At 70.8% G+C, this 24,848-nt stretch carries 21 protein-coding genes and 4 pseudogenes; 21 read left to right on the forward strand and 4 right to left on the reverse strand.

From position 1 onward, the window contains the following. Positions 1-39: 39 nt before the first annotated feature. The 3 genes from ACIA8E_RS29920 (at position 40) to ACIA8E_RS29930 (ending at position 1,097) form a co-directional block, all read left to right on the forward strand. Positions 40-243, forward strand: coding sequence for a cold-shock protein (locus ACIA8E_RS29920; RefSeq protein WP_019072426.1), 204 nt, complete (start codon positions 40-42; stop codon positions 241-243). A 339-nt stretch (positions 244-582) separates the two neighbouring features. After that, positions 583-903, forward strand: coding sequence for a PRC-barrel domain containing protein (locus tag ACIA8E_RS29925; protein WP_399302601.1), 321 nt, complete (start codon positions 583-585; stop codon positions 901-903). 29 nt (positions 904-932) lie between these two features. Further along, positions 933-1,097 (forward strand): hypothetical protein, encoded by a 165-nt coding sequence (locus ACIA8E_RS29930; protein WP_199919319.1) that lies wholly within the window; start codon positions 933-935, stop codon positions 1,095-1,097. 76 nt (positions 1,098-1,173) lie between these two features. Here the strand turns inward: ACIA8E_RS29930 and ACIA8E_RS29935 are convergent. Then, positions 1,174-1,602: pseudogene (locus ACIA8E_RS29935) on the reverse strand (PP2C family protein-serine/threonine phosphatase); the annotation flags it as partial. Positions 1,603-2,992: 1,390 nt separating this feature from the next. Continuing rightward, positions 2,993-4,705, reverse strand: coding sequence for a stealth family protein (locus tag ACIA8E_RS29940; RefSeq protein WP_399302603.1), 1,713 nt, complete (start codon positions 4,703-4,705; stop codon positions 2,993-2,995). A 337-nt stretch (positions 4,706-5,042) separates the two neighbouring features. Here ACIA8E_RS29940 and ACIA8E_RS29945 point away from each other — a divergent pair, with 337 nt between their 5' ends. The 8 genes and pseudogenes from ACIA8E_RS29945 (at position 5,043) to ACIA8E_RS29980 (ending at position 10,070) form a co-directional block, all read left to right on the forward strand. Continuing rightward, positions 5,043-5,207: a hypothetical protein gene (locus tag ACIA8E_RS29945; protein WP_399302605.1), complete on the forward strand. Its 165-nt coding sequence runs from the start codon at positions 5,043-5,045 to the stop codon at positions 5,205-5,207. Between the two features lie 724 nt (positions 5,208-5,931). Beyond that, on the forward strand, positions 5,932-6,126 hold the full coding sequence (locus ACIA8E_RS29950; RefSeq protein WP_147995503.1) for a ribbon-helix-helix protein, CopG family: 195 nt from the start codon (positions 5,932-5,934) through the stop codon (positions 6,124-6,126). After that, entirely contained in the window at positions 6,123-6,515 is a 393-nt protein-coding gene (locus tag ACIA8E_RS29955) for a type II toxin-antitoxin system death-on-curing family toxin (RefSeq protein ID WP_399302607.1), read from the forward strand. The genes ACIA8E_RS29950 and ACIA8E_RS29955 overlap by 4 nt, the downstream gene beginning before the upstream one ends. A gap of 874 nt (positions 6,516-7,389) precedes the next feature. Next, a pseudogene (locus tag ACIA8E_RS29960) lies at positions 7,390-7,479 on the forward strand (RHS repeat-associated core domain-containing protein); the annotation flags it as partial. Positions 7,480-7,805: 326 nt separating this feature from the next. Continuing rightward, positions 7,806-7,979, forward strand: coding sequence for a hypothetical protein (locus ACIA8E_RS29965; RefSeq protein ID WP_399302773.1), 174 nt, complete (start codon positions 7,806-7,808; stop codon positions 7,977-7,979). Positions 7,980-8,179: 200 nt separating this feature from the next. Next, positions 8,180-9,082: pseudogene (locus tag ACIA8E_RS29970) on the forward strand (hypothetical protein); the annotation flags it as partial. 314 nt (positions 9,083-9,396) lie between these two features. Then, the gene (locus ACIA8E_RS29975) at positions 9,397-9,675 is read left to right on the forward strand and encodes a hypothetical protein (RefSeq protein WP_399302609.1); all 279 of its coding nucleotides are present in this window, start codon (positions 9,397-9,399) and stop codon (positions 9,673-9,675) included. Beyond that, a complete protein-coding gene (locus ACIA8E_RS29980) occupies positions 9,672-10,070 on the forward strand; it encodes a PIN domain-containing protein (protein WP_399302611.1) in 399 nt (132 codons plus the stop codon). Before ACIA8E_RS29975 ends, ACIA8E_RS29980 begins: the two co-directional genes overlap by 4 nt. 208 nt (positions 10,071-10,278) lie before the next feature. Here the strand turns inward: ACIA8E_RS29980 and ACIA8E_RS29985 are convergent, their stop codons facing one another. Further along, positions 10,279-11,817, reverse strand: a complete 1,539-nt coding sequence (locus ACIA8E_RS29985) for an MFS transporter (RefSeq protein WP_399302613.1) — start codon at positions 11,815-11,817, stop codon at positions 10,279-10,281. A gap of 252 nt (positions 11,818-12,069) precedes the next feature. Continuing rightward, positions 12,070-13,992, reverse strand: a complete 1,923-nt coding sequence (locus tag ACIA8E_RS29990; protein ID WP_399302775.1) for an anthranilate synthase family protein — start codon at positions 13,990-13,992, stop codon at positions 12,070-12,072. Between the two features lie 403 nt (positions 13,993-14,395). On the opposite strand from ACIA8E_RS29990, the gene ACIA8E_RS29995 reads away from it, so the two are divergent. The 10 genes and pseudogenes from ACIA8E_RS29995 to ACIA8E_RS30040 all read left to right on the forward strand — a co-directional run bounded on the left by ACIA8E_RS29995 (position 14,396) and on the right by ACIA8E_RS30040 (position 24,821). Beyond that, positions 14,396-15,604: a 3-deoxy-7-phosphoheptulonate synthase gene (locus tag ACIA8E_RS29995; RefSeq protein WP_399302615.1), complete on the forward strand. Its 1,209-nt coding sequence runs from the start codon at positions 14,396-14,398 to the stop codon at positions 15,602-15,604. A gap of 10 nt (positions 15,605-15,614) precedes the next feature. Next, positions 15,615-15,788: pseudogene (locus ACIA8E_RS30000) on the forward strand (phosphopantetheine-binding protein); the annotation flags it as partial. Between the two features lie 128 nt (positions 15,789-15,916). Next, a complete protein-coding gene (locus ACIA8E_RS30005; protein ID WP_399302777.1) occupies positions 15,917-17,113 on the forward strand; it encodes a beta-ketoacyl synthase N-terminal-like domain-containing protein in 1,197 nt (398 codons plus the stop codon). Continuing rightward, on the forward strand, positions 17,103-18,071 hold the full coding sequence (locus ACIA8E_RS30010; protein ID WP_399302617.1) for a beta-ketoacyl synthase N-terminal-like domain-containing protein: 969 nt from the start codon (positions 17,103-17,105) through the stop codon (positions 18,069-18,071). The genes ACIA8E_RS30005 and ACIA8E_RS30010 overlap by 11 nt, the downstream gene beginning before the upstream one ends. Then, positions 18,068-19,612, forward strand: a complete 1,545-nt coding sequence (locus ACIA8E_RS30015) for an AMP-binding protein (protein WP_399302619.1) — start codon at positions 18,068-18,070, stop codon at positions 19,610-19,612. The genes ACIA8E_RS30010 and ACIA8E_RS30015 overlap by 4 nt, the downstream gene beginning before the upstream one ends. Further along, positions 19,609-20,751 carry a beta-ketoacyl-[acyl-carrier-protein] synthase family protein gene (locus tag ACIA8E_RS30020; protein ID WP_399302621.1) on the forward strand — a complete coding sequence of 381 codons (1,143 nt, stop codon included), beginning with the start codon at positions 19,609-19,611 and terminating at the stop codon, positions 20,749-20,751. Before ACIA8E_RS30015 ends, ACIA8E_RS30020 begins: the two co-directional genes overlap by 4 nt. Next, positions 20,748-21,719: a beta-ketoacyl synthase N-terminal-like domain-containing protein gene (locus ACIA8E_RS30025; protein WP_399302623.1), complete on the forward strand. Its 972-nt coding sequence runs from the start codon at positions 20,748-20,750 to the stop codon at positions 21,717-21,719. Before ACIA8E_RS30020 ends, ACIA8E_RS30025 begins: the two co-directional genes overlap by 4 nt. Then, a complete protein-coding gene (locus ACIA8E_RS30030; protein WP_399302625.1) occupies positions 21,716-23,035 on the forward strand; it encodes a beta-ketoacyl-[acyl-carrier-protein] synthase family protein in 1,320 nt (439 codons plus the stop codon). Before ACIA8E_RS30025 ends, ACIA8E_RS30030 begins: the two co-directional genes overlap by 4 nt. Continuing rightward, a complete protein-coding gene (locus ACIA8E_RS30035) occupies positions 23,032-24,015 on the forward strand; it encodes a beta-ketoacyl synthase N-terminal-like domain-containing protein (RefSeq protein WP_399302627.1) in 984 nt (327 codons plus the stop codon). Before ACIA8E_RS30030 ends, ACIA8E_RS30035 begins: the two co-directional genes overlap by 4 nt. Then, positions 24,015-24,821, forward strand: a complete 807-nt coding sequence (locus tag ACIA8E_RS30040; RefSeq protein WP_399302629.1) for an SDR family oxidoreductase — start codon at positions 24,015-24,017, stop codon at positions 24,819-24,821. Before ACIA8E_RS30035 ends, ACIA8E_RS30040 begins: the two co-directional genes overlap by 1 nt. Positions 24,822-24,848: the final 27 nt, after the last annotated feature.

A 24,848-nucleotide genomic window follows, 5' to 3' on the forward strand; every position in this document is an offset into this window, starting at 1 on the left:
ATGGAGTGGGAGGCGTTCATCGACTGGAAGGCATAAGACATGGCAACGGGAACTGTGAAGTGGTTCAACGCGGAGAAGGGCTTCGGTTTCATCGCGCAGGACGGCGGCGGCCCGGATGTCTTCGCGCACTACTCCGCGATCAACTCCTCGGGCTTCCGTGAGCTCCAGGAGGGCCAGGCCGTGACGTTCGACGTCACCCAGGGCCAGAAGGGCCCGCAGGCCGAGAACATCAACCCGGCCTGACCTCTCAACCTTGCACGAGGGGTCACGCACACGCGTCCGGTGACCGCCGCCCGTGTGGGCCGTGCCGCTCACCCGGACGAAGGCGCCTGCTCTCGCGCCGGGCGTGCACAGGATCAGGGCCGCGCAGCCATTGCTGTGCGGCCCTGATCGGTTGAGGCGCGGGGCCGGTGCGACCTCGGCCCGGAACTTCCTGACCTCAGTCGCTTCAAGCGTCGTCGGGCTCGGGCGCCGCATGCCCTGCACGGCTGTCGTGCAGCTTGGAGGAGCAGACGTTCAGACGCTCGTCCAGGCGTCGACGAAAGCTTTCCGTCCAGCCGGATCGTCCCATCTGCGGTCCGCATGCAGGACGCGCCAGGCGGTGAGCTCGAGATCTCGGAGCCAGAGGCGGTCTACGTCGACACGGCCACGGACCAGCCCGCGTTCGCGACGGTCACGGTCGGTGTGCCGACCCGGCACCGGCTGGTGTTCGTCCCCCTGGGCGACGCGACGGTCGGTCCCGGTTATCTGAAGGTCGCCTACGACAAGAAGCAGGTCAAGGAAGCGCCCTCGATCGGCACGGACGGCGAACTGCACGCGGAGGACGAGAAGACGGTCTTCGCGCACTACGAGCTCGCCTACCGAACGGGTGCGGGCGGCGAACGTCGCCTCGCCCGCCGCTGATGCCCCCACCGACTTCCCCCACCATGAGGATGGCTCTCTTCCTCCTGCTGGTCATTGTGGCCATCGTGCTCGGCATCATCGGAGCGGTGGCGAAGGGCCTGTTCTACCTGTTGGTCATCGGTGTGATGGTTTTGCTCGCCGACTTCGTCCTCCTCGGCCTGCGCCTGGGCCGCCGCAGGCGCCTGCCCCGGTGACGCGGTCACCCGCGGCAGAGTCCCCGCGTCGCCCAGCCAAGGGCCGGCCGAAGCGGGGTTCGGAGCAGTTTTTGAGTCATCGCCCAGGAGTGGTTCGCCCCGTCCGCGACCGGGCGGACGCGTCGGCGAGGTCGGCGCCGGTGTCGGCGTCCCGCTGGGAGTGACCGACGCCGCGCCAGTCCAGGCACATGACGGTCGCGTCGTCCTGCAGGTGACCGTGGTTGGCCTCAACGACCGCCGCGATAAGGGTGCGGGCGGCCTCACGGGGATGCAGTGCGCGGGTGCGGACGATCAAGTCCGACAAATCGAGGCTGTGGGCGTTGCGCTCCAGCATGCCGTCGGTCAGCATCACCAGCCGGTCGCCCGGCCGCAGGTCCAGCGACTGGACCCGGTAGCTGTGAGGGCCATGGAAGCCGAACGGCATATCGACCTTCGGAGCGATCTCCCGCACCTGTCCGTCCCGCATCCGCAGCGGCCAGGGGTGCCCGGCGTTGATGAACTCGGTCTTGTTGACGCCCGGACGTCGCAGGCGCGATGCGGGCCGGATCATGCCGAGCGCCTGTGACGCCAGTGGAGAAGTGGTCACAGCCCACGCAGCGGGCACGCTCCCTCGCCAGCGGCGACAAAATGAGGGTCCTGCGGCGGGGGTGTGAACCGTCGGTCCGCGACGAGGGCGGAATGCCGGTGCCCCAAGTGTTCGATGCCTCGCTCGCCGCGCTGAACGGGGGCGACGTGGTGTTTGTACCGGACTCGGCGACCTCGCTCCGCTCGAGGAGCTGAGGGCGGCGGAGCTCGGCATCCGGGCGGCGGCCAACCGCAGCCCGGGCCCATCGAGGCGGAGTTGATGCCCGCCTAGACCCGAGGCCGGTTGTAGCAACTCCTGGGGGTCGTGTTCAAGAACGGCACCGGGATCCGCAGTTGACTGACGAGCGTCCTGGAGCCCGAGCTGGTCCGTGCAATGACCGGGCACGGTACTGCTGTGGTGCAGGAGTCGGTGGCCGGCGTCCTGCTGCACGACTTGGCAGACGTAGCCCGGCCGGGTGACACGGGTGGTGTGAAAGCTGAGCGGGACGCTCCTGAGGTAGCACTTTTGTCTGCATGGGCGCGAGGGAGTGCCGCGCCGGCCGGAGATGACGCTCATTTGACGCTCCGAGCGTCCGCAAGGCCCCTCCGGGAAGGCGAAAACCGCTGCTGACCTGGGTCTATGCAAGGTCTCGCATCTTGCGACATGGTTTCGATGACGTCGCACGTGGAGTGCGTGGCGATTCTTGAGCCTGCGGAAAAGGGTGCCTGACCTGCCGTTTTGTGGCCTCGTTGGTTCGCTCGACCTGTTTCCCTTTGTGTAGCGGGTTGAGCGGATAGACGAGCGACCGGGCGTCGAGGACAGGCGAGAGGAGGATTGGCGAAAGCCTTTCCCGCTTCCACTCCTCGGCAGCCACTCCGCGGACGAGGAGCTCACGGCCCTGGTGGGATTCAATCCGCAACGCGAGGACTGGCGTCGGCCCTTCCTGGTCTACCGGGCGTCTGGGCCTGATTCAACAAGTCAGAGGCACGAGCGCCCCTTGGGCAGTCTCTTCGTAACGTGGATGCCGGCACGCTGATGCCGCAGGCCCTCCGCCGGCAGCGTGGGCCGACGAGACAGGGCGCATTTTCACCAAGGGCGCCTGAGGGCGGAAGCAAAAGGCCCCGATTGTCCCTATCGCTTACGGCAGGGCGGAGGAGATGGGATCTGCGGAAGTAAGTCTGCTGCGCAATTGGATAATGACGGCGCGGCCGGCAGGCGTTCCGCAGGCCGGCGCGCTGTTCGACGGTCACCAGTGCTCACCTCGGCGCCCTGGCATCCGGCACAGGCCGGTGACCGCCCTGACTGACCTCGCGGTGCGACGTGGGCGCCGTCAGGCGTTGCGCTCGAAGCGGCTGGGGAAGGGGAAGTAGCTCTCCAGGAAGGCGTGGATCTTTTGGTGGATCTCTTCCTGTTGCTCGGAGGGGGTGTTGACGTCGTTGAGGCAGAAGAAGTCGAAGCGGCGGTTCGTCAGGAGTTCGGCGAGCCGTTCGTCCGCGTCTCCCCGGGCCACGTCCACGTAACGTGCCTTGTACGTCGCGGGCACCGCTCGACCGGTGAGGAACGCCTGATGGTGATGGAACGAGGCTCCCATGGCGATGTCGGTGGGGGCGCGGAACCGGGACCTGCTGGTGCGGTCGACGTCCTCCGCATAGCGCTCCTCTATTTCGCGCATCACTGAGCGGAGTTGAGGGTGCGGGGCGTGCGCGAACTTGTTCACTGTCATGCGTCCGTGATCCCCCTGCAGCAGGCGCCGGACGTTCTTGCCCGCCGAATTGGGGGCCGGTTCGTCAGGATGCGGTGCCCCGAGGCCGAGTTGGGCGGGCGAGAAGGGCACCTTGGCGATGCCGTTGCCGTGGAAGAAGTGTCCTGGCGTGACCGGGCGGCCCAGGAAGACGTCGTCGTTGAAGTACAGGTACTGCTCGGAGAGCCCGTCGATGTGGTGCAACTGGGTGCCGATGGCGTGGGAGTTGAAGACGGGGAGCGCGTCCGGGTCGCTGAATATCTCTTTGTGGTCGACGACTCGGATGCCGGGCGCCGCGGTGTCCAGCCATGAGGGGCTCTGACCGTCGGTGACGATGTAGATGTTCCGCAGGAACGGCGCGTACATCTCCAGGGAACGCAGTGAGTACTTGAGCTCGTCGTGGCTGGTGTAGCGGGAGGCGCCCGCCTCACGGGACTGCGCGTCGGGTGCTCGGCCGGTGCGGTGGGCCTCGCGCTTTGCGGCCAGAGCGGGGTCGTCGCCGTCCACCCATGTGTAGACGACGTCGAGGGGGAAAGTGACGGTGTCGATGCCGGGTTCGGTGAAATCGGCGAACGTGGGGTGGTCTGTGCCCCGGATTGTTCGGGTTGCGGGCTTCTGGGCCTCGGCCGGTACGACGTCGGAGACCGCGTTGGGGCGGGGGCCCACCAGCGCGCCGTCGAGGAGTGCGGGCGGCGCCTGGAAGCGGAGACTGCCGAGCAGCTCGGTGGCACGGGCGTCGCCCTGTTCACGCTGCTCGTGGAGCGAGCCGCCGTCCCGCCAGAACTCCACGTCGCAGCCTCGGACGAGCCCGGCGAGAACCTGTCCCGAAGGGCCGAGGAGGATCTCGCCGAACCGTATGACCGGGCGCCGCTTGAGCTCCGCGGGCAGTGCGCCTTCGGCGTAGAGCGCCGCGTTGGCGGGCCAGATGTCCGAGACGGGCTCCGCCGCATACAAGGCCGTACCGGCGTACAGCTCTCGCAGGGAGCTCAGCAGGGCCTTGCGGTCGGCGAGCCGGATCCCGACGACGTATCGCTGTACGGAGCGTCCGGGCACCAGGAAATATTCGACGCCGCCGTGTTCAAGGGCGGCCGTGACGAGCCGGAGGTTGCGCTCGGCCGCCCGTCCCTCCTCCAGGCTGGTCACACGCCGCCCTACCCAGGTGCGCCCGTCGGTCGTCAACTCGGCCAGTGACGGATCACCCGCCAGGAGCTTGCCGCGCCGGTCCACAGTGGTGACCTCGGGTGCGGGCTGCTGCCGTGTGTCTCGGCGGAAGCGGGACAAACGGGGTCTGGGCGTCGCCATTGTATGTCCGATCTGTCGAGCGGGGCGGGCCGCGTCGCGCCTCCGGGCGGCGCCGCTCCGTCTGCGGCGGGTGGCCTACCGGCATGGCGTCACCACTGAGGCGGCAGGTGACGCAGGTGCCGTGAGAGACCGCCTCAGGCTATGTCGGTCGGACGGCTGTTCGGCCGGGGCGAATGCCGGAGCGGGAAGCGTGAGGGAGACGTGATGGATTCTCTGCCAAACAGCCGCTTTAGGTCGTACAACCATTCGCACAACCGCCTGACCGGCAGAATTTCGTGGAGCCTGCGTTGTTGGCTGGGGCGCGCCGGGTGCGTCGCTGACGGACCGCACCTGGTACGTGCCCGAGGAGGTCGCCCTGGTCGTCGAGGCCGTCTCGGAGGAGTCAGTGGACCGCGACCGGTCCCTGAAGCCCTTCACGTACGCCAAGGCCGCGATCACGAACTCCTGGCGCATCGAGGACGAGGGCGGGGTACCGTCCACACCTACGAACTCGATGCCATGACCAGTTCCTAACGTGGCAACCGGGATCCACCGCGGCCGGCTCAAGGTCTCTGTCCCGTTCCCCCTCGACATCGATCTTGACGCCCTCGTGCCGTGAGCGCGGCTATGGCTGAGGCGGGGCCTGGTTCCTGTCGGCCGTGACGCTCATATGGCGGTCCGGTCGTCCCGGAAGATCAACGCTGAGCCGGAAAACCCCGTCTGAACTGCAAGTTTCCCCGCTCACCCTCAAGTCCACATGATCGCGATGACCTCGCACATGGAGTGTGTGGCGAATCTTGAGCCTGCCGCGAAGGGCGTCTGACCTGCTGCTTTGCATTCCAGGTGGTCGATTCGACTTGTTTTCGCTCGCGGAATGCGTCGGCTGAGGTTCGCTCGTGCAGAACGGTCTGAGCTGCAGCTTCAAGGGCCGGCACGGGTCTCGCGGGCGACGTGGCGATGCGGAATGCAGAATTTTGACGCTCGGATGACGCTCGAATCGGAAGTCTCAACCTCACGGGCCTCTCAGGCCCGGGCCGCGGACCGGGCCGTCGGTACGGGGGGCTAGGACTCCGGTTCGGGCGTCCTGCTGCGCCTCCCCAGCGGGGCGCGAGCTGCTACCTCGGTCGCGCGCACCTTGGAACCGAGAGTGCGGCCCGACCGGGCTACAAAGGACGGCGCCGTGGTCCGAGGTCTCAAGTGGCTGGTATCACCTCGCCACCTAGATACCAGCCCGGTATCATCGCTGTATGGCGATGACACTCCGACTCCCCGACGACCTTGACGCGAAGCTCACCGAGCGTGCTCGTCGGGAGCGCCGCAGCAAGCAGGAACTTGCCATTGAGGCCATCCGTGACGCCCAGAATCGGGCCGAGCTGAAGGTCGATGACGTCCTGGCCGAGCTCATGGACAGCGATGCGGAGATCCTGGACTACCTGAAGTGACCGAAGTGCGCTACATCCAGATCGACGAGATCCTGGCCATCGCCCGCACGGTCAACGGTACCGAGCACAGCGTGCGTGACATGGGACTTTTGGTGTCGGCGATCGAACGGCCCCGGACCAACGTGTTCGGAGCCGAGCTGTATCCCGCGCTGCACGAGAAGGCGGCGGCACTGCTGCACTCCGTGGCCCGCAATCACGCGCTGATCGACGGCAACAAGCGCACCGCCTGGCTCGCCATGCGCGTCTTCCTGCGGCTCAACGGCGTCAGTGCCAGTACCGTCCCGCCGCCCGTCTCCATTGCCGGCCCGTTCGTCGAGGAAGTCGCGCAGGACAACATCGATGTGCCGGTCATTGCCAAGCGCCTGTCAGTCTGGTTCCCCGTTTCTTGACGTTCGACGTCGTGGGATCCGGGGCGGAACGACGTTCCATGAGCGGTGCTGACTCCCAGCGGTCCGCCGGGCACGGGCGTGCTGGTCCCGTCTTGTGGGACCCGCCCGTTAAGCACGTCGGTAGCAAATCGGAAATGGCGTCCCGAGAGTGCCTCCCGCCTGGGGCGGCGGGCAAGGTCCACATCGGCTATGACGGTCTCCTCCCGACCAAAACCCGCCCCTGTTTTCCCAGCGGTCACGGAGCGCGCCGTCCGTGCCCCTCGCGCGCCCCCTCGCGCGCACTGATTGTTGCCGGCTCCTTTCGCCTCCAACAAGCTGTGTCTGCGGTGATCCACCGTCCGTCCACAGCTTGGAGGGGGACAAGATGCCGCAGGGAGCGTCTGCGGGTCAGCGACACGGAGGCGTCCATCAGTCTGCCGGTGGCCGAAGCTGGTGGAGACTCTCGGGGCGCGCCGGAAGCTGAGCCCTCGCCTTCATCCTGAGTATCCCTTGCCCGAGGTGCGTCCGGCCTTCGCGGCGGAGACCTCGGGGCGCGTCACCGGCTTCCTCGAGCTGAAGGCCCCCGGGCACGATGTCACGCCCGACGGCTTCACGAAGCGGGACCGGGAGCAGTGGGAGCTGATGCGCCGACTACCCAACGTGCTGTACAGCAACGGTCACGCCTGGTGCCTGTACCGAGGCGCTTCGCGGCCTCTCCGCACGGTTCGGCTCGAAGGTGATTTGTACCGGTCCGGCAACCGGTTGCTTACCAGCGAAGCCGACGGAGCGGCGTTTCGGGATCTGTTGCTGGAATTTCTCGGGTGGCAGCCCCAACGCATCACCACTGTCGGCCAGTTGGTGTCGTCTATCGCTCCACTCTGCCAGTACCTGCGAGAGGACACCGTTGCGCTTCCCCGGTCAGTACCTCGACTCGGAAACAGGACTCCACTACGACTACTTCCGCCACTACGACCCCGAATCCGCTCTGGTGTCTTGTGTCGATGGATGAGCCCCGGTGCTCCGGGGCAGCGTCGCATCCGGGGCGGGGCGCGCCGACAGCCACGAACTTCCACAGGCAACCCCGCTCAGCCGATCCGACCGAAACGGGGAGGTCAAGGCACCTGCGCCCCAGAAACCGCAGATCGAGCGCCACCGAACACTTCTGCCGGGAACACAATGAAGTGTGTGGGCATCGCTGCGGCGGAGCTGCCGGAGAGCAGGGCCGTCGGAGGAGGCGCGGCGCTGCGTTGCATTGTTTCCGCTCCGGGGCCAGGGGCAGGCGGATGAGTGAGTGCCTACGAAAGGACCGACATGAGTGCCGGAGAGAAGGCCAAGGCCAAGACCGAGCAGGTTGTCGGGAAGGTCGTGAGGAAGGTGGCCCACGCGGTGGGCAACGAGACCACCGCAGCCAAGGGCGCCGCACTGGAGGCCCGGGGCAAGGCCCGGGACGTCAAGGAGAGGTCGAAGGACAGCTTCGGGCGCTGATCACGCTACGTGGTGGGCGGAGCCGGTGCGAGGCTCGAACAGGTTCGTGCGTCCGGCGGTGCGCAGCTGGGCCTGGCGCTTGGCTGATCGGCCCCGGTGACTCGCGCACCGCACCCGGTCCGAGTCTCGAGCCGAAGCCCAAACCGAAGCCGAAAAGGCCGATCTCAAGCCCCCGTACGGCCCTTCGGGCGGCGGCACTGTTCCTCTTCAATGTCGCGGCCGACTACGTCGTCAACGACTGGCTCGTCCAGATGCGCGTCGGCGACATGCCCGAGGGGCTGCTGTACGACCCGGACCTGCGGGACCTGTCCGCCGAGGAGGTGTACGACCGTATCGCGGTCGACCTGCGCCGACAGCGGCGGCTCGCGACCCTGCGCGGCAAGGGTGCCGGTGACATCCTCGGCGAGGCGCTGCCGCACGCGGAGGCCCGCCCGTACACCGACCTGGACGACTTCTACCGGCGAGGCCTGGTGCAGGGTTTCGACCTGCACCAGTACGGTGAGTGCGGCCTGCTGCCGGCCGGGCTGATCCAGGAGATCCGGGCACTGGCCCACCCGCCCGTGCCGTGGGATGCGAGGCTCGCCCGCTGGTTCGACGAGTACGTCCCCCGACCGGAATCCGTACGGTCCTACGCTCGCCCGGCGCGGCGGCAGGCGTCGACACCGGAAATGCCGCGCGCGGGCAGGTACTTCCCTCCTCGCGAGACGGCACGCTGCACCTTCGGAGTCGTTCTCGACACCTCCGGATCGATGAACAGCGCCGTGCTCGGCAAGGCACTCGGCGCCATTGCGTCGTACGCGGAGGCACGCGACGTACCCGCGGCGCGCGTGGTGTTCTGCGACGCCGCACCGTACGACGCCGGCTATCTGCCACCGGCCGAGATCGCGGGCCGGGTTCGGGTGCGCGGCCGTGGTGGGACCGAACTGCAGCCGGGCATCGATCTGTTGCACAGGGCCGACGACTTCCCGCCGGAGGCTCCGGTGCCCGCCATCACTGACGGCTGGTGCGACACGCTGCGGATCCGGCGCGAGCACGCCTTCTTGATCCCGCAGGGTGCCTCTCTGTCGTTCACACCGCGCGGACCGGTGTTCCGGTTGAGCTGAGGGTCCGGCGTCACGGGGTCTCGCGTGGAGGTCCGAAATTCGCCGACGCCCTCCCGCCACGTTTCGCTGAGGCGGCGCTCTCGGCCCGGGGTGGCCGATACGAAATCCGCTGCTCGGTCGTGTCCGAGCCCGTGCGCACTATTTCGCTCGGCCGTTGACGTCACGACCCGCTGTCTCGACGGCACACCGATCCGTTCGAGCGTTGCCGCTTGTGACCCACGACGCCCGCGTGCGCGGCCGGGTTAGCTGATTCGGTGGTCGCGCCGAGCCATCGACGGGTGGCCTTTTAGCATTTCGAATGCCAAACTAGTTCCATGGCTGATGACGCTGACTTCCTTCCCGGCGACGGTCCGAGTAGCGGTATCTCCGTGTCGCTGACCGCCGGTACTCTGCAGGCGATCCGCGAGCGGGTGGGTAGGCGTGGTGTCTCCGCGTATCTCGAGCGAGCTGCGCAGCGCCAGATCGAGCGCGACAACCTGGACGAGCTCATCGCAGACTTCGAAAGGGCCCACGGCCCGGCAGATCCGGAGGCCGTGGCTGCCAAGCGGGCCAAGCTCACCGGCTCTGCGTCCGAATCCGGGGCCGCTGCGTGAGTGGAGCGCTAGTTCTGGACAGCGAGGGTCTGGCCAAGGCCGTCCAGCGGGATCAAGAGGTTCACGAGTGGTTGACGGCAGCTCGTGACGCGGATCTCCCTGTGATCACCTCGGCCGCGGTACTGGTCGAGGTCATCCACCCGAGGATCAATGACGGCGCCCTGAAGTGGACCCTTTCCCGGCTCCGCGTCGAGCCGGTCACCCAGGCTGTCGCGCAGGCGGCGGCAGCCCTGCTGCGGGGTGCCGGGCTGCACGGGCACAAGTACGCCATTGACGCCATGCTGTGTGCGACGGCGCTGGCGCAGCCGGGTCGGGTGACGATCCTGACCTCTGACGTAGAAGACCTCGAGATGCTTACGGTCGAGCACTCCCGGGTGGTGGTCGAAAAGGTCTGATAGCACCTCACGAGCTCCCCATGAGAAGTGCACGTGGCGCTGAAGTGCCCACGGGGGGCCGTAGACGCTCAGGTTGTAGCGACCCGCGGTCCCGGCGGTGCTCCAGCTGTCCGTGATCGTCCGGCCGGCAGACGCATGCGAGGCCGGTGCGCAGCTTGTTGCATCGCATGGGCGGGTCGCCCGGAGCACGCCGACGTCCGCGCCCCCGCTATCGATGTCCCGAATTGCGCCGGGCCCGATGCCGTGGGCCCGGCGTCGGACGGACCCCTTCGGGAGCCTGGCCGCCCGCGCCTGCGGGCCGTACGACCTTGTGGTGCGGGACGGCCTCGATCCGCAGACCGGTGAGAGCGATGAGGGCGACCAGTGCGAAGGCGGCGGCGCCGAGAGCGAAGGAGAGGGTGTACTGGCCCTCGGCGGGCACCGCGGGCGTACCGGGGGGAAGACCGGTCAGTAGGCGGGCGCTCAGCAGCGCGGTGATCACGGCGCTGCCCAGCGAACTGCCCAGGGACCGGGCGATGGAGTTGATGCCGTTCGCGATGCCGCTCTGATGGACGGGAACGCCCGCCACGATGAACGCGGGCAGGGTCGCGAAGCCGAAGCTGACCGCGATGCCGGTGAGCAGCCCCGCCGCCACGACGCCCCCGGGACTGCCGTGGCTGACGGCCAGCCAGCTGAAGCCCAGGACACCCGACCCGGCCCCAGCGGCCAGGGTGACGCGGGCGCCGATCCGCCGGACCAGCACACCGCCGAACTGCGCGGCGATCAACGACGCGACGGTGCCGGGCAGCAGATAGACCACAGCGGCGTCCAGCACCGAGGCCGAGAAGCCGTACCCCGCGATCCGGTGGGGCGTCTGCACCAGGTACGAGATGCCGATGAACTGGGTGAACATGCCGAACCCCAGCAGCACCCCGGCGAGGTTGGTGAACACCACCGGCCGCAGGACGAACATGCGCATGTCCACCAGAGGCTGGCGCACCCGGCGTTCGACGAGCACCCACACGGCGGTCAGGACCGCCGCGCCCCCCAGCAGCCCCAGGCAGCGCGCCGAGGTCCAACCCCACGTGCCACCCTGCGAGATGGGCAGCAGGAGCAGGACCAGCGCGCCGGCGAGTGTCGTCACTCCCAGCCAGTCCGTACGGCCGCCGGTGGAGGAGGGTGACGGCGGGACAGCGATCGCCGCGGTGGCCAGCGCGACCAGGGACAGTACGGTCGCCAGCCAGAACACCCGGTGGTAGTCCGGGTGCGAACCCTGGGTGAGCAGCCCCGCTCCGACCAGGGCGAGACCGCTGCCGAACGCCAGGGTCCCGCTGACCAGCCCCATCGCCCCCGCCAGCCGCCGTGCGGGCAGTTCGTCGCGCAGCACCGACAGCGCGAGCGGGAAGATCGCCGTCGAAGCTCCCTGCATCGCGCGGGCGACGAGCAGCAGCGGCAGCGAGCTGGTGGTGGCTGCCAGCGCAGACCCGACGACGGTCACCCCCAGCACGCACAGGAGTACGGGTCGCTTCCCGCGCATGTCGCCCAGGCGGCCGAGCAGCGGGGTGAACACGGCGGCAGACAGCAGCGTCGAGGTGGCCAGCCAGCTCGTGCTTGAGGAGGACAGCGACAGGTCCTTCTGGACCACGGTCAGGATCGGGACGACCAGGGTCTGCATCATCGACACGATCATGGCCGAGAGGCCCAGCGCGAGGACGAGACCGCGTCCGCCGGACTCTGCCGTGGCCGGGCGCCTGTGGGTGAGTGGCATCAAGTGCGCTTTCGGGTGAGGTCTGCGACGGGAACTGGAGGGCGGGACCCCTTCGCGGAACACGCCGGACCAGCGGTGCGCGGCGGGATCGCGGCGGGGCGGGCGGAGCCGGGTGCCCACCACGGCGGCGGGGAATGCGTCCGCCCGCGCGGTGGATCCGTGGCGGAGATGAGGGCCGCGGCACGCGTCAGCCCCCGCGCCGGGATCGCGGCGGGGGACGGGAGTCGTGCCGGGCACCGACCCGTTCTCCGGTCAGCCCGTCGCGCGGACGGGGGCGGGCAGCAGCGCCGACAGGTCGTCGGCGAGGATGCGCAGTCCGTCCTCGGACAGGAGCGACTCCGGGTGGAACTGTGTCGAACGCAGCCGTTCGCCGCGCAGCGCGTGGACCTCGCCGCTGTCCGGGTCCCGGCTGACATCGATGCCCTCGGGGACCTGGGGGCCGCTGAAGCGGTCGGCGGGGGAGAGGGCCGCGTAGGTGTTGTAGAAGCCGAGCCTTGCCGGGCGGCCGAACAGGTCGATCCGCCGCTGGACCCCCTGGTTGGGCGGGTTCTTGCGGATCAGGTCGAGCCCGAGTTCCGCACAGAGCACCTGGTGTCCGAGGCAGACCGCCAGTAACGGCCGCCGTACGGCCAGGAGTCCGCGGACGGTGCGGCGCAGGGCGGCGATCTTCGGGTGGTTCTGCTCGCGCGGGTCGCCGGGGCCGGGGCCCACGATCACGAGGTCGTGGTCGGCCGGTTCGTACGAGTCGTCGAAGCGCCGGACGGTGACGCGCTGGCCCAGGGCGAGGAGTTGGTGGGCGAGCATCGCGGTGAAGGTGTCCTCGCCGTCGATCAGCAGGATCCGCCGGCCGGCCGGCACCTCCCGGTGGCCGCGGTGCGCCTCCTCGTCGAACGGGTCCAGCCAGAACCGGGCGAGGGTCCGGTTGCGGTCCGCCAGGGAGCTGAGGACTCCGGGGTCCGCGGCGAGCGAGGGGCCTTCGGCCGATCCCTGCTGGACGCCGCCGTGCAGGGCCTGGAGCACCGCCGCCGCCTTGGCGCGGGTCTCGGCGACCTCGGAGCCGGGGTCGGAGTGGCGCACCAGTGTCGCGCCCACGCCGATCCGCAGCCGGGAACGCGCGTCGATGTCGGCGCAGCGGATGAGTACCGCGGAGTCCATCCGCCTCGTGCCGACCTCGTCCCGGCCGATCACGGCGAGGACCCCGCTGTAGTAGGCGCGGCCGTCGGTCTCGTACCGGTTGATGACCCGGCAGGCGTTCTCCAGCGGGCTGCCCGTGACGGTGGGCACGAACATCGTCTCGCGCAGGATCTCGCCCACCTCCAGCGTGGTGCGCCCGCTGAGGCGGTACTCGGTGTGGGCCAGCCGCGTCATCTCCCGCAGGTACGGTCCCTCCGTCCGGACCCCGGGTTCGCAGATGCGCGCCATCATCTTCAGCTCTTCGTCGACGACCATGTACAGCTCGTCGGTCTCCTTGGGGTCCGCGAGGAAGCGGAGGGTCTCGGGGACTGTGGGGCCGGCGGCGGGGTAGCGGTAGGTGCCGCTGATCGGGGTCATGGTGACGGTGCCGTCGTTCAGCGCGACGTGACGCTCAGGGGTGGCGCCGACCAGGGTGCGCGCCCCCGTGTGCACGAGGAAGGTCCAGTACGCACCGGCCTCACCGGCCAGCAGACGACGGAACACCGTCAACGCGGCCTCGGTGGGAGGCCCCTGGACCGTGGCTACGAAGGAGCGCTTGATCACGAAGTTCGCGCCCTCGCCGCGCCCGATCTCCTCCCTCATGATCTTGCGGACGATCGTCTCGTACTCGGCGTCGTCGGTGTCGAAGCCGGCGTCGGCCAGCTCGAAGGGCCGGTCGGGGACGGTGGCCAGCGTCTCCTCGACGCTCAGCCTGGTCTGCTCGTCCACCGTCATGGCGAGCAGCGGAGTGCCGTCGTCCTGGTGCGCGTAACCGCGCTCCGCTATCTGACGGTACGGAACCAGCACCACCAGATCGTGGCGGCCGTCGGCGCTGTGCGACGGCGGGCCCGAGGGCAGCGGCAGGTCGCCCAGACCCGGAACCTCCGTGACGTCCCCGAGCAGGAGCTCGACGTCGTCGTGGCCCGCGGAATGCGGTCGGTGGAGCAGGGCGAACGGCGGTGCGCCGGGACTCAACAGGGCGCGCAGACGTGCCGTATTCATCTCACTCACGAGAACTCCCAGAAACTCGCACGGTACAGGTCATGACCGCCACCTCTTGTCCTGCTTTTCTTTCCCTGGCTTCTCCTGCGTTTCGATCAGCCTGACAGTCGGGCGGGTGTGCGGGCCACTACTCACATACGCCGCGGTCTGCGGTCAACGAGTAGGTTGTCAACCACTCCTGGCTACTCGCATGGGTAGTCTTCAGGGGCTTCCGCGCGGCTACAGTCGAAATCGGCTGGCTGCGCCGGACTCGGCCGTTCGTGCCGGACGTTCTGCCGTAGCACTCGGCCGGTTTCGCCGTCATTCGGCTGTAACCGGCCCGGCATTCGCGATTCACGCTTGCGCCTCATTCACTTGCGCCTATTCCAAGGCAGCCGACAGGGGATACGGGGATCGAACCTTTATGAACGTCGCCATCAACTGGGCCGGACTCACCGAATCCCATTCCGCACTCACCGAGGACGAGATGCGGTCCTGGCGGCTGCTGCCGTCCCGTCAGCAGCCCGCCTGGAACGACGACTGGCTCGTCACCGGCATCAGGAGGGATCTCGCCTGCCTGCCGGAACTCGTGGACGCCGACGAGATCCACACGCTGCGCTCGGCCCTGGCCGACGTCGCAGCCGGCCGCCGGCAGGTCGTCCAGGCGGGCGACTGCGCCGAGGACCCGGCCGAGTGCACGCCCGCCCACCTGGGCAGGAAGGCCGGCCTGCTGGACGCTCTCGCCGGAGTGATGCAGATCGGTTCCGGACTGCCTGTGCTGCGGGTGGGCCGCTTCGCCGGCCAGTTCGCCAAGCCCCGGTCCGGCCCGACCGAGGTCGTCGACGGCGTGGAACTGCCGGTCTTCCGCGGGCATCTGGTCAACGGCCCCAAGGAGACCGAGGAGGACCGCAGGCCCGATCCGCTGCGCATGCTCGCCTGTCACGAGGCCGCGACCACCGCCATGACCTACCTGCGCAAGCAGCAGGAGATCACCAGGGTGCCGGTGTGGACCAGCCACGAGGCACTGGTCATGGACTACGAGCTGCCGCAACTGCGCCGCGGCTCCGAGGGCGACATGCTGCTGACGTCCACACACTGGCCGTGGATCGGCGACCGCACCCGCCAGCTCGATGGCTCGCACGTCCGCATGCTGGCCGCGGTCTCCAATCCGGTCGCCTGCAAGGTCGGTCCCAGCATGACGGAGGAGGAACTCCTGCGACTGTGCGCGCTCCTGGACCCGGCGCGCAGGCCGGGGCGGCTGACGCTCATCTCGCGGATGGGAGCCGGAGAGGCGGCCCGCCGTCTGCCCGCACTGGCTGCCCGGGTGCGAGAGGCAGGGCACCCGGTGGTCTGGCTGTGCGACCCGATGCACGGCAACACCGTACGGGCCGCCAACGGCCGCAAGACGCGGCTGCTGAGCTCCGTCACCCAGGAGATCGGCGAATTCCAGGCGGCCCTGCGCGAAATCGGAGCGATTCCGGGCGGACTTCATCTGGAGACCACCCCAGACAGGGTTGCCGAATGCGTCTCCGACGCGTCGGAACTCACCAACTGCGACGGCCGCTCCACCACGCTGTGCGATCCCCGGCTGAACGCGGAACAAGCAATTGCCGTCGCTGCGAACTGGAATTGAGGGACGGTCGATGTCCGATGTGCAGAGCATTGCCGCTCTCGACCGTGTGCGCGGCATCGTCGCGGAGATCCTGGAGATCGACGTCGAAAGCGTGGAACCGGACGCGAGTTTCTACGACGACCTGGCGGCGGACTCCCTGGAGAAGGTCGAAATCGCCGTGCGGGTCGAGCGGGAATTCGAGATATCGGTCAGCCCCGACGAGGCGACCGAAATGACGTCGGCGTCGGCCGTGCTGGCGCTGCTGCGCGACAAGGGAAAGGTGGTCTGATGGCGACTGCCGTCGAGTGCCCCCCCGGGCGCGCCGGCATCGTGGTGACGGGGGTCGGCGCGGTGTCGCCGGCCGGACTCGGTCACCGGGCGCTGTGGGACGCCGTACGCGGGGGCAGGGTGACCACGGGACCCGTCACCCGCTTCGACACCTCCCGCCATCCCTCGCACAGCGCCGGGGAAATCCCCCGATCCGCGCTGTCCCGGCTCGACTCCCTCGTGCCGCCGCACCGCTCCCTCGCCGCGCGCTGTCTGGCCGCCGCCACGGCGGAAGCGGCACATGGTGCGGGGCTCACCCGCACCGGGGACCGCGCCCGTACCGGCGTCTTCGCCGGGACGGTCATGGGTACCAGGCCGGTCCTGGACCACGGCATCACCTACGCCGGACTGACGGCCGAGGGCACCGACTGGGCCGAGCCGGGACGGCTGCTGGACCTGGTGCCCGAGGTCGTACCCGTCGACGGGCCCGTGGTGCTGCTGGCCTCCGGCTGCTCCGTCGGCGGCGACGCCGTGGCATGCGGAGCCGCCGCGATCTCTGAGGGAGAGGTGGACGTCGCGATCTGCGGCGGGGCCGAGGAGCTCTCCCAGGAGGTGTTCGCCATGTTCACCACGTTGCGGGCGCTCGCCCCCGACGTCGCCCGCCCCTTCGACGGCGACCGGCTCGGCATGCAGCCCGCCGAGGGCGCCGCCGTCCTGATCCTGGAGAGCGCCGAGCACTGCGCCGCACGCGGCGGCCTGCCGCTGGCCGTCCTCCTGGCGCACGGTGCCGCAGCCGACGCGTACCACCTGACCCGGCCGCGGCCGACCGGTGACGCCCTCGTCGAGGCGATCGGCACCTGTCTGCGAGACGCGGGCCGTGCGCCCGAGGAGATCGACTGGGTGTGCGCGCACGGCACCGGCACCCGCGCGAGCGACGGCGTCGAGGCGCGGGCGATCGTCTCCGCTCTCGGCGGACCCGGGCGGCGCAGGCCCGTCGTGTCCTCGCTCAAGGGCATGCTCGGCCACACCCAGGGTGCGGCAGGAGTGCTCGAAGCGGTGGTGGCGGTGCTCGCGCTGGCCGCAGGACACCTCCCGGGCAACGCCACCCTCCGCCGGCCCGACCCGGCCTGCGCCGGCCTGGACCTGGTGCCGCCGCGCGGCCGCGAAGCCCCGGTCGCCAATGTGCTCAGCCTCGCCTTCGGGCTGGGCGGCGGGGTGTCCGCGCTCCTGCTCGGCGCAGCCGGGGGCGACGATGAGGCCTGAGAGCGTACGTACCGTCCTGCGCGCCCCCGCGCGGCAGACCGCGGTGGCCGTAGCCGGGCTCGGCGTCCGGCTGCCGGGAGCGGCAGGACCGTCCGGTCTGCTCGCACCGTCCGCCCTCCGCCGCTTCGCGTACGAGGCACCGGAGCACGAGCACGCGCTCGCCGCCGCCACCGATGCCATAGCAGCCGCGTCCACCCGCACACCCGGGGTGCCGGGAGCAGGGGGCAGCACCGCCACCGTGTGGGCCTCGTCCACCGCGGGCCTGGCCGCCTACGCGCAGACCTGCGCCGACATCCCGGAGTTCGGGCCAGGACGGGTCTCCCCACGGCGCACCGCGCACTCCGCGTTCACCGCGCCCGTGACGGCGGTGTCCGTGCGCTTCGGCCTCGACGGGCCGTACCTGAACGTGACCGGGGAGCAGGACGCGGGCGCCCACGCCGTCACCGAGGCCGTACGGATGCTGACGCGGGGCCGGTGCGAGCGCGTCGTGGTCGGAGGCTCGGCGGACACGTCCGCGTGGCGGTCCTGCCCCGGTGGCGACCCGGCGGAGGGCGCGCTGTGCGCGGTGCTCCAGCGGCATGCCCCGTACGGCGGGGGAGTGACCGTCCGGCCGGTCCTCAGGGCCCGTACGGCCCGAAACGGCATCGACGCCTTCGTCCGCTCCTGCCTCGAACGACTCGACGGGCCGCCGGACCACCTGGTCCTGTCCGCGCCCGCGACAGACACCCGCGACGCGGGCGCCCTGGGCCTGCTGTGTGCCGCGCCGCTGCTGCGGGTCGAGGAGCGGTTCGGCGACCTGGGGGCCGCCGGGGGCGTCGCCGCGCTGGTCAGCGCGGTCGCCCTGACGGCCGCCCCCGGCCCTCTGGAACAACCGGGCCCGCGCGTCCTCGTGCTGGCCCTCGGCAGCGGCAACGCCGTCGCCGTGGAAGTGACGTCCCGAAGGAAAGGTCCGCGATGAAACTGGTGGAACTACTGGTGGGCAAGCACGTGGCGGCAGGCGCGGGGGACCGCGTCAGCCATGTGGACCCCGACGTCGGCGAGGTGACCTACGCGCGGCTCCACGACGCCGTGGCCGGCTACGCGGGGGCCCTGTGCGAGCGCGGGGTGCCCGCGGGCACCCGGGCGCTGGTGGTGGCCGACGACTCGGTGGCGACCACCGCTGCGATCCTTGGACTGTGGTGGCACGGCTGTGTGCCCGTGCCGGTAAGCCCCGCGCTGTCCGACCCCGAACTGCGCTTCATGGCCGCCGACTGCGAGGCGGGGTTCGCGCACTTCGACGTACCGAACGCCGCCCGGCGGGAGCTGGGCGCGGACATCGACCGGCTGCCGCACACCACGGGCGACGAGGTCCGCACGATCTTCAGGAACGACACCGAGTCGCAGGCGTACGCCCTCGAAGCGGCGGGCGAGGAGGCCGACTGGGCCGCCGGGCAGCCCGCTCTGATCCAGTACACCTCAGGCAGCACCGGCTCACCCAAGGGTGTGCTGCACGCCGCCACCGGCATCGAGGCCGTCGCCGCTTCGGTCGGCTCGCTGCTCGGGCTCGGCCCCGACGACGTGGTGCTCTCCACCGCCAAGGTGTCCTTCGGGTACGGCTTCGGGAACTCCGTCATCCTGCCGCTCGCCGCCGGCGCCCGCACCGTGGTGCTGCGCGGCGGCGTCGACGCGCACGCGGTCCACAGCGCGCTGCGCCGCCACCGGCCGACCGTGCTGTTCTCCGTGCCCAGGATGTACGTCGCCCTGCTCGCTCTGTCCGCCGGCCACGGCACCGAGGCGACCGCCTCGCTCCGGCTGGCCGCCACCGCGGGCGAACACTGCCCGGCCGCGCTCGCCGAACGGGTGCGCGAGACGTTCGGCGTGCCGCTCGTCAACGGCCTGGGCGCCACCGAGGCCCTGCACTTCGTCGTCGCCACCCCGCCCGCGGCCATCACCGCGGGGGCCACAGGCCTCCCGGTCCCGGGCGCCACCGCGACCGTCAGGGGCGAGGACGGCGGACCGGTCCCAGCAGGAACCGAGGGCAGGCTGCATGTGGCCGGGCCCTCCGTGGCGCTCGGCTACCTCAACAGGACCGAGGCCACCCGCCGCACCTTCGCCGAAAAGGGCGTGTACACCGGCGACATCGTCCGCCGCGACGACGCGGGCGAGCTCTGGTACCTGTGCCGCGCCGACGACCTGCTGAACATGGGCGGCTACAAGGTGGCCCCCGGCGAGATCGAGGCGGTCGTGCGCGAGGCCGACGAGGTGGCGGAGTGCGCGGTCGTGGCCGTGAGCGACGAGAACGGACTCGACCAGGCGGTGGCCTACGCCGTCCCCGTGCCGGGCGCCGACCCCAGCGTCGTCCGCAAGGCGATCCTCGCCCTTCTCCGCACCCGCCTGGCGGCCTTCAAGCGCCCGGCCAGGGTCGAGGTGATCGACGTACTGCCCACCACGTCCACGGGAAAGCTCGCCCGCAACCGGTTGCGGGAGTCGGCAGGCCGGGAAGCGGTGGTCGACCGATGAGCTGGGACATCACGGGTCTCGGGGCCGTGGCGAGCATCGGCGACAACCCGCGCGCCGTCTACGACGCGCTGTGCGCGGGCCGCAGCGGCCTCACCGGCCTGCACTCCTTCGACGGGGACAAGTACCGGGCGAAGCAGGCGTACGAGATCGACGACCGCGGCCCGGACGGCGCCGACCGCCCACTGCGCGCCACCCGGTGGCTGGAGACCGCGGTCGAACAGGCACTCGCCGACGCCGGTCTGGACACCGGGGCCGACGACATCCCGGTCCTCGTCGGGACGACGCTGCGGGAACAGCGCTCGGCCGAGCTGTGGTGGCGCGACGGCGCACCGCTGACCGTGCGGGACCTGCACTTCGGCAGCGCGCTGCGGGACCGGTTCGGCACGGCGCGGAGCTACACGTTCGCCAACGCCTGCGCCGCCACGCTGTACACGCTGGGCATGGCCACCGACATGATCGAGCTCGGACTGGCCGACACCGTGGTGGTGGCGGGCACCGACTCGATCACGGAGAGCGCCTTCGGGACGCTCGACCGCGTACAGAACGAGACGCCGCGCGCACTGCGGCCGTTCGACCGGGCCCGCGCGGGCATGCTGATGGGGGAGGGCTCGGTCGCCGTCGTCGTCCAGCGAAAGGGCGCCGCCCGCAGGGGAGTTCACGCCGTCGTCCGCGGCGTCAGCATGAACTGCGACGCCGCACACCCCACCGCCCCCGACCCGACGACCATCTCCTGGGCCATCAGGGACGCGCACCGGCGGGCCGGGCTCAAGGCCGACGAGATCGACCTGGTGATGCTGCACGGCAGCGGCACCCAGCTCAACGACTCGGCCGAGGCGACCGCGGTGTCCGGAGTCTTCGAGGGCGCCGGCGTCGGCCCCCTGCTCACCGCCGTCAAGTCCATGACCGGACACACCCTGGGCGGCTCCGGACTGCTCAGCCTGGTCACCGCGGCCTTCGCCCTGCGGCACGGCGTCGTCCCGCCCGTACTCGGCCTGACCGACCCGATAGAAGAGGCGGCCGGACTGCGCCTGGTCCGCGACAGGGCCGCCACCGCCCGACTGTCCACGGCACAGATCAACGCGTTCGGCTTCGGCGGCATCAACGCCGTGGCCGTCATGGAGAAGGGGGACCGCCCGTGACCGCGCGCCACGAAGCGGGTACGGCGAAAGCCGTCGTGATCACCGGAGTGGGCACCGCCATCCCCGGCCTGACGGAAGCCGCCGACCTTCTCGGCCCGGACGCCCCCGACGGGGGATTCGACCCGGCCACCGGCCTCAAGGGCAGGGAGATGCGGCACAAGGACCGTGCCTCGCGCCTCGCTCTGTGCGCCGTCGGCCCCGCACTGCGCCAGGCGGGCCTGCTGTCCGACGACGGTGAGACGTACACCGGACCCGGCGACACCACGGCCGTGGTGATCTCCTCCAACTTCGGCAACCTCGACAGCGTCTGCGACTTCGTCGACACCATCACCGAACACACGGTCACCGGACTGAGCCCGCTCGGCCTGCCGCACACCTCGTCCAATGTGATCGCGGGCTGGATCGCCATCCGGTACGGGATGCGCGGGCCCAACCTCACCGTGTGCAACGGGGCGACGAGCGGGGCCGACGCGCTGTACTGGGCGCGCAACCTGCTTGCCGCAGGCAGGGCCGAGACGGTCGTCGTCATCGGGGTCGAGCCGCACACCGAGCCCGCCGCCAGGCTGCTGGAGGACGGCTCGGGCCGCGGCGTGCTCGACGGGGCGGCGGCACTGGTCCTGGAGCCCGCCGAGCGGGTCGCCGAACGCGGCGCCCGTCCCCTGGCCACGCTGTACCGCAGCGTGCGGGCCGCCGACTCCGCGACAGCCCTCGCCCAGGCGCTGCACGAGGGCGCGCCCGCCGCGGGACTGTGGCTCGGCTCGGCCGAGGACGCCGGAGCGGCCTCCGCGGTGGACCTCACCACGCGGCTCGGCCACTGCTCGGGAGCACTCGGCGTCGTCCAGGCCGCGGCGGGCGTCGCCCACCTCGCCGCGGGCGGCCCCGGCCCCGTACTGGCCACCAGCGGCGGGGGAGAGACGGACGACGCGGCTGCCGCACTGGTGCTGACCGGAGCAGGTGAGGCGGCGTGAGCGCCCAAGGAGCAACCGGCCGCCGGGTGGTCGTCACCGGCCTCGGGGCGATCTCCTGTCTGGGCTCGGGCGTGCCCGCCTTCTGGCAGGGCCTGACCTCAGGAGGGGGCGCACCCCGGCCCGTGACCGACCCGGACGCCCGTATGGCCAACCGGCTGATGTATCTGGTGCCCGCGGCCGACGTCCCCGACGGGCCCGAGCGGCACGCCCACGTGGAGCTCGCCGCAGGACCCCGCATGGCGATCGCCGCCGCCCACGAAGCGGTGGCGGACGCCGGGCTGGACGACGCGCAGCGCGAACGGCTCTCCGTCGTACTGGGCGTGGAGATGGGCAACGCCGGCCGGCACGAGGCCCGGAGGGCCGCCGAACACGGCGCACCGATCCGCCAGGCCGTCGGCAGATGGTCCCCGATGACGGTGACCTCCGCCGCGGTCTCGGCCGCGATCGGCGCCACCGGCGGCAGCACCAGCGTCGGCAACGCCTGCGCGGCCAGCGGCTACGCGGCGGCGATCGCAGGGGACATGATCCGGGCCGGCGAGGCGGACATGGTCCTCACCGGCGGTGCGGAGGGCCCGACCCGCGTGGGCATGGGCGTCTTCAACCGCATCGGCGCGGCCGACCCGGTCGCCTGCCGGCCCTTCGACACCGACCGGCAGGGCACCCTCTTCGGCGACGGCGCGGCGATGCTGGTGCTGGAGTCGGCCGAGCACGCCGAGGCCCGTGGGGCGACGGTGTACGCGGAACTGTCCGCCGCCGCGTTCAGCTGCGACGCCCACCACCCCACCGCCCCCGACCCCGGCGGCACCCAGGCCGTGCGCGGCATGCGCCGGGCCCTGGCCGACGCGGGTCTGCGGCCCGACGACGTCGGGGGAGTGGTGCCGCACGGCACGGGCACCCCGCTCAACGACGTCGTGGAGAGCGAGGCGCTGCGCGAGGTGTTCGGCGAACTCTGCGACGAGCTCCCCCTGTTCAGCCTCAAGGCCATGATCGGGCACACGGCGGGAGTCGCCGGCGCGTTCGGCGTGCTGACAGCGGCGCTGATGCTGCACCACGGGCACGTCCCGGCCAACGCGCCCGTCACCGCGCAGGACCCGCGCTGCGCGGTGTGGTTGCCGCAGGACCGGCCGGTGCCGCTGAGCGCGTCCGCCGTACTGGTCAACGCCTACGCTTTCGGCGGCAACAACGTCTCGCTCGTCCTGTCGGGCGTACCGGGAGCCGGATCCGAACGCGAACGCCGGGGCGCGGCGGGGCGGGCGGCCACCCCGCGTCACGATCCCGTACACCAGGGCACGGGCACGCGGGGAGCCGCCGCATGAACGCTCTCGACGTGCTCGGGGTGGGCGTCTGCCTGCCCGGCACCGACAAGCCCTCCGAGGCCCTGTCCCCGGCCGTCACCGGCACCCCTGGCCCCGGCTGGCTCGACGTGGCCGCCGCGCTGCCGGGCCGCGGCTACAAGCGGCTGCCCTCGGCCTGCCAGTACCTGCTTGCCGCCACCGGGAACGCTCTGGCGGACTCGGACGGAGCACTGTCCGCCGTCCCCGCCGAACGCCGTGGCGTCGTCGTGGGCACGGACAACGCGGGCATGGCCCTGCTGGACGAGCAGGACCGCACGATCATCGGTCAGGGCGCGGACGCCATCGCCCCGCTGACCGCGCCGTACTTCGCGATGAGCCTGTTCGCGTCCCGGCTGGCCACGGAGCACCAGGTCAACGGCTTCACGCTCACCGTCAACTCGCCGCGCACCGCCGCCCTGGACGCGCTCGGCGCCGGTGCCAGGGCACTGGCCGCCGACCGGGCCGACGTGCTCGTCGTCGGCGCGACCGAGGAATCGCTGCCCGCCGGCGAACCGGGCGCCGACGGCAGTGACACCGGAGCCGTCGCGCTGGTCTGTGCCCGCGCAGGCGGTCCGCCCCCGGCGTCCTCGTACGGCACCGTGCGGGTGCGCGACGCCTTCCTGGAGCCGGGCACCCGTCCCGGCCGCGCGCTGGAGAACGCCTGGCGCGCCCTGACCGATGACGGGGACAGGCCCTTACGGGTCGACGCGGTCGTCGACGACTCGCCCGTCGGCGAGGCCGTCGAGGCCTGGCTCGGCAACCGGTGTGCGGACCTCGGGATCTCCCCGGCCGGCGCCGGAGCGCTCACCCCGCTGCGCCACCTCGCCGCCGCGCTCGCCGCCCGGGACGGCTGCAGCCGGATCGTCGTGACGGCCGCGGCGGAGGGCAACGTGACGTTCGCCCGGCTGGACGCCTCCGCGCACGTACCCCTCATCCACCTCCAGCAGAACGGGAGCCGATAGTGATCACAGAAATCCAGGGGTCCTGGTCCCTCGTCCTGGGCGTCTCCAGCGGCTTCGGCCGGGCCGTCGCCAGGGCACTCGCGGAACGCGGCGGCAACGTCATCGGTGTGCACTTCGACACCGCCGACGGTGCGGAGGCCGCCGCCAAGTTCGCCGACGAACTCCGGGACACCGGAGTGTCCGCGCACTTCTTCAACCTCAACGCGGCGAGCGCGAGCACCCGCAGGGAGGTGGTCGGCCAGGCCGTCGAACTCGCCGCTGACAAGGGCGTCCGCATCCTGCTGCACTCGCTGGCGTTCGGCTCGCTGCTGCCGTTCGCGCCCTCGCAGGACGGGCCGCAGGACCAGGAGACGGTCAACTCCCGGCAGTTGGCGATGACCCTCGACGTCATGGCCAACAGCCTCGTCTACTGGACTCAGGACCTGCTCGCCGCAGGCCTGCTCCGACGCGGCGCGAAGATCTACGGAATGACCAGCGCGGGCAGCACCCAGGTCCTGGACAGCTACGGTCCCGTCTCCGCTGCCAAGGCGGCCCTGGAGGCCCATCTGCGCCAGCTGGCGGCCGAATTGGCGCCACGCGGCATCGCGGCCAACGCCCTGCGTGCGGGCACCACGCTCACGCCGGCCCTGGAGAAGATCCCGCACAGCGCCGCTTACGCCGAGGTATGCCGGGCCCGCAACCCGCACAAGCGGCTCACCGAGCCCGAGGACGTCGCCGAGGCGATCGTCCTGCTGTCGATGTCCGACTCGTCGTGGCTCACCGGCAACGTCATCGGCATCGACGGCGGCGAGATTCTCACCGCCTGACCCCTCTTCACCCCCGCACGTCACCCG

This window comes from Streptomyces sp. NPDC051664 (genome assembly GCF_044453545.1).
Classification (GTDB): Bacteria; Actinomycetota; Actinomycetes; order Streptomycetales; family Streptomycetaceae; genus Streptomyces.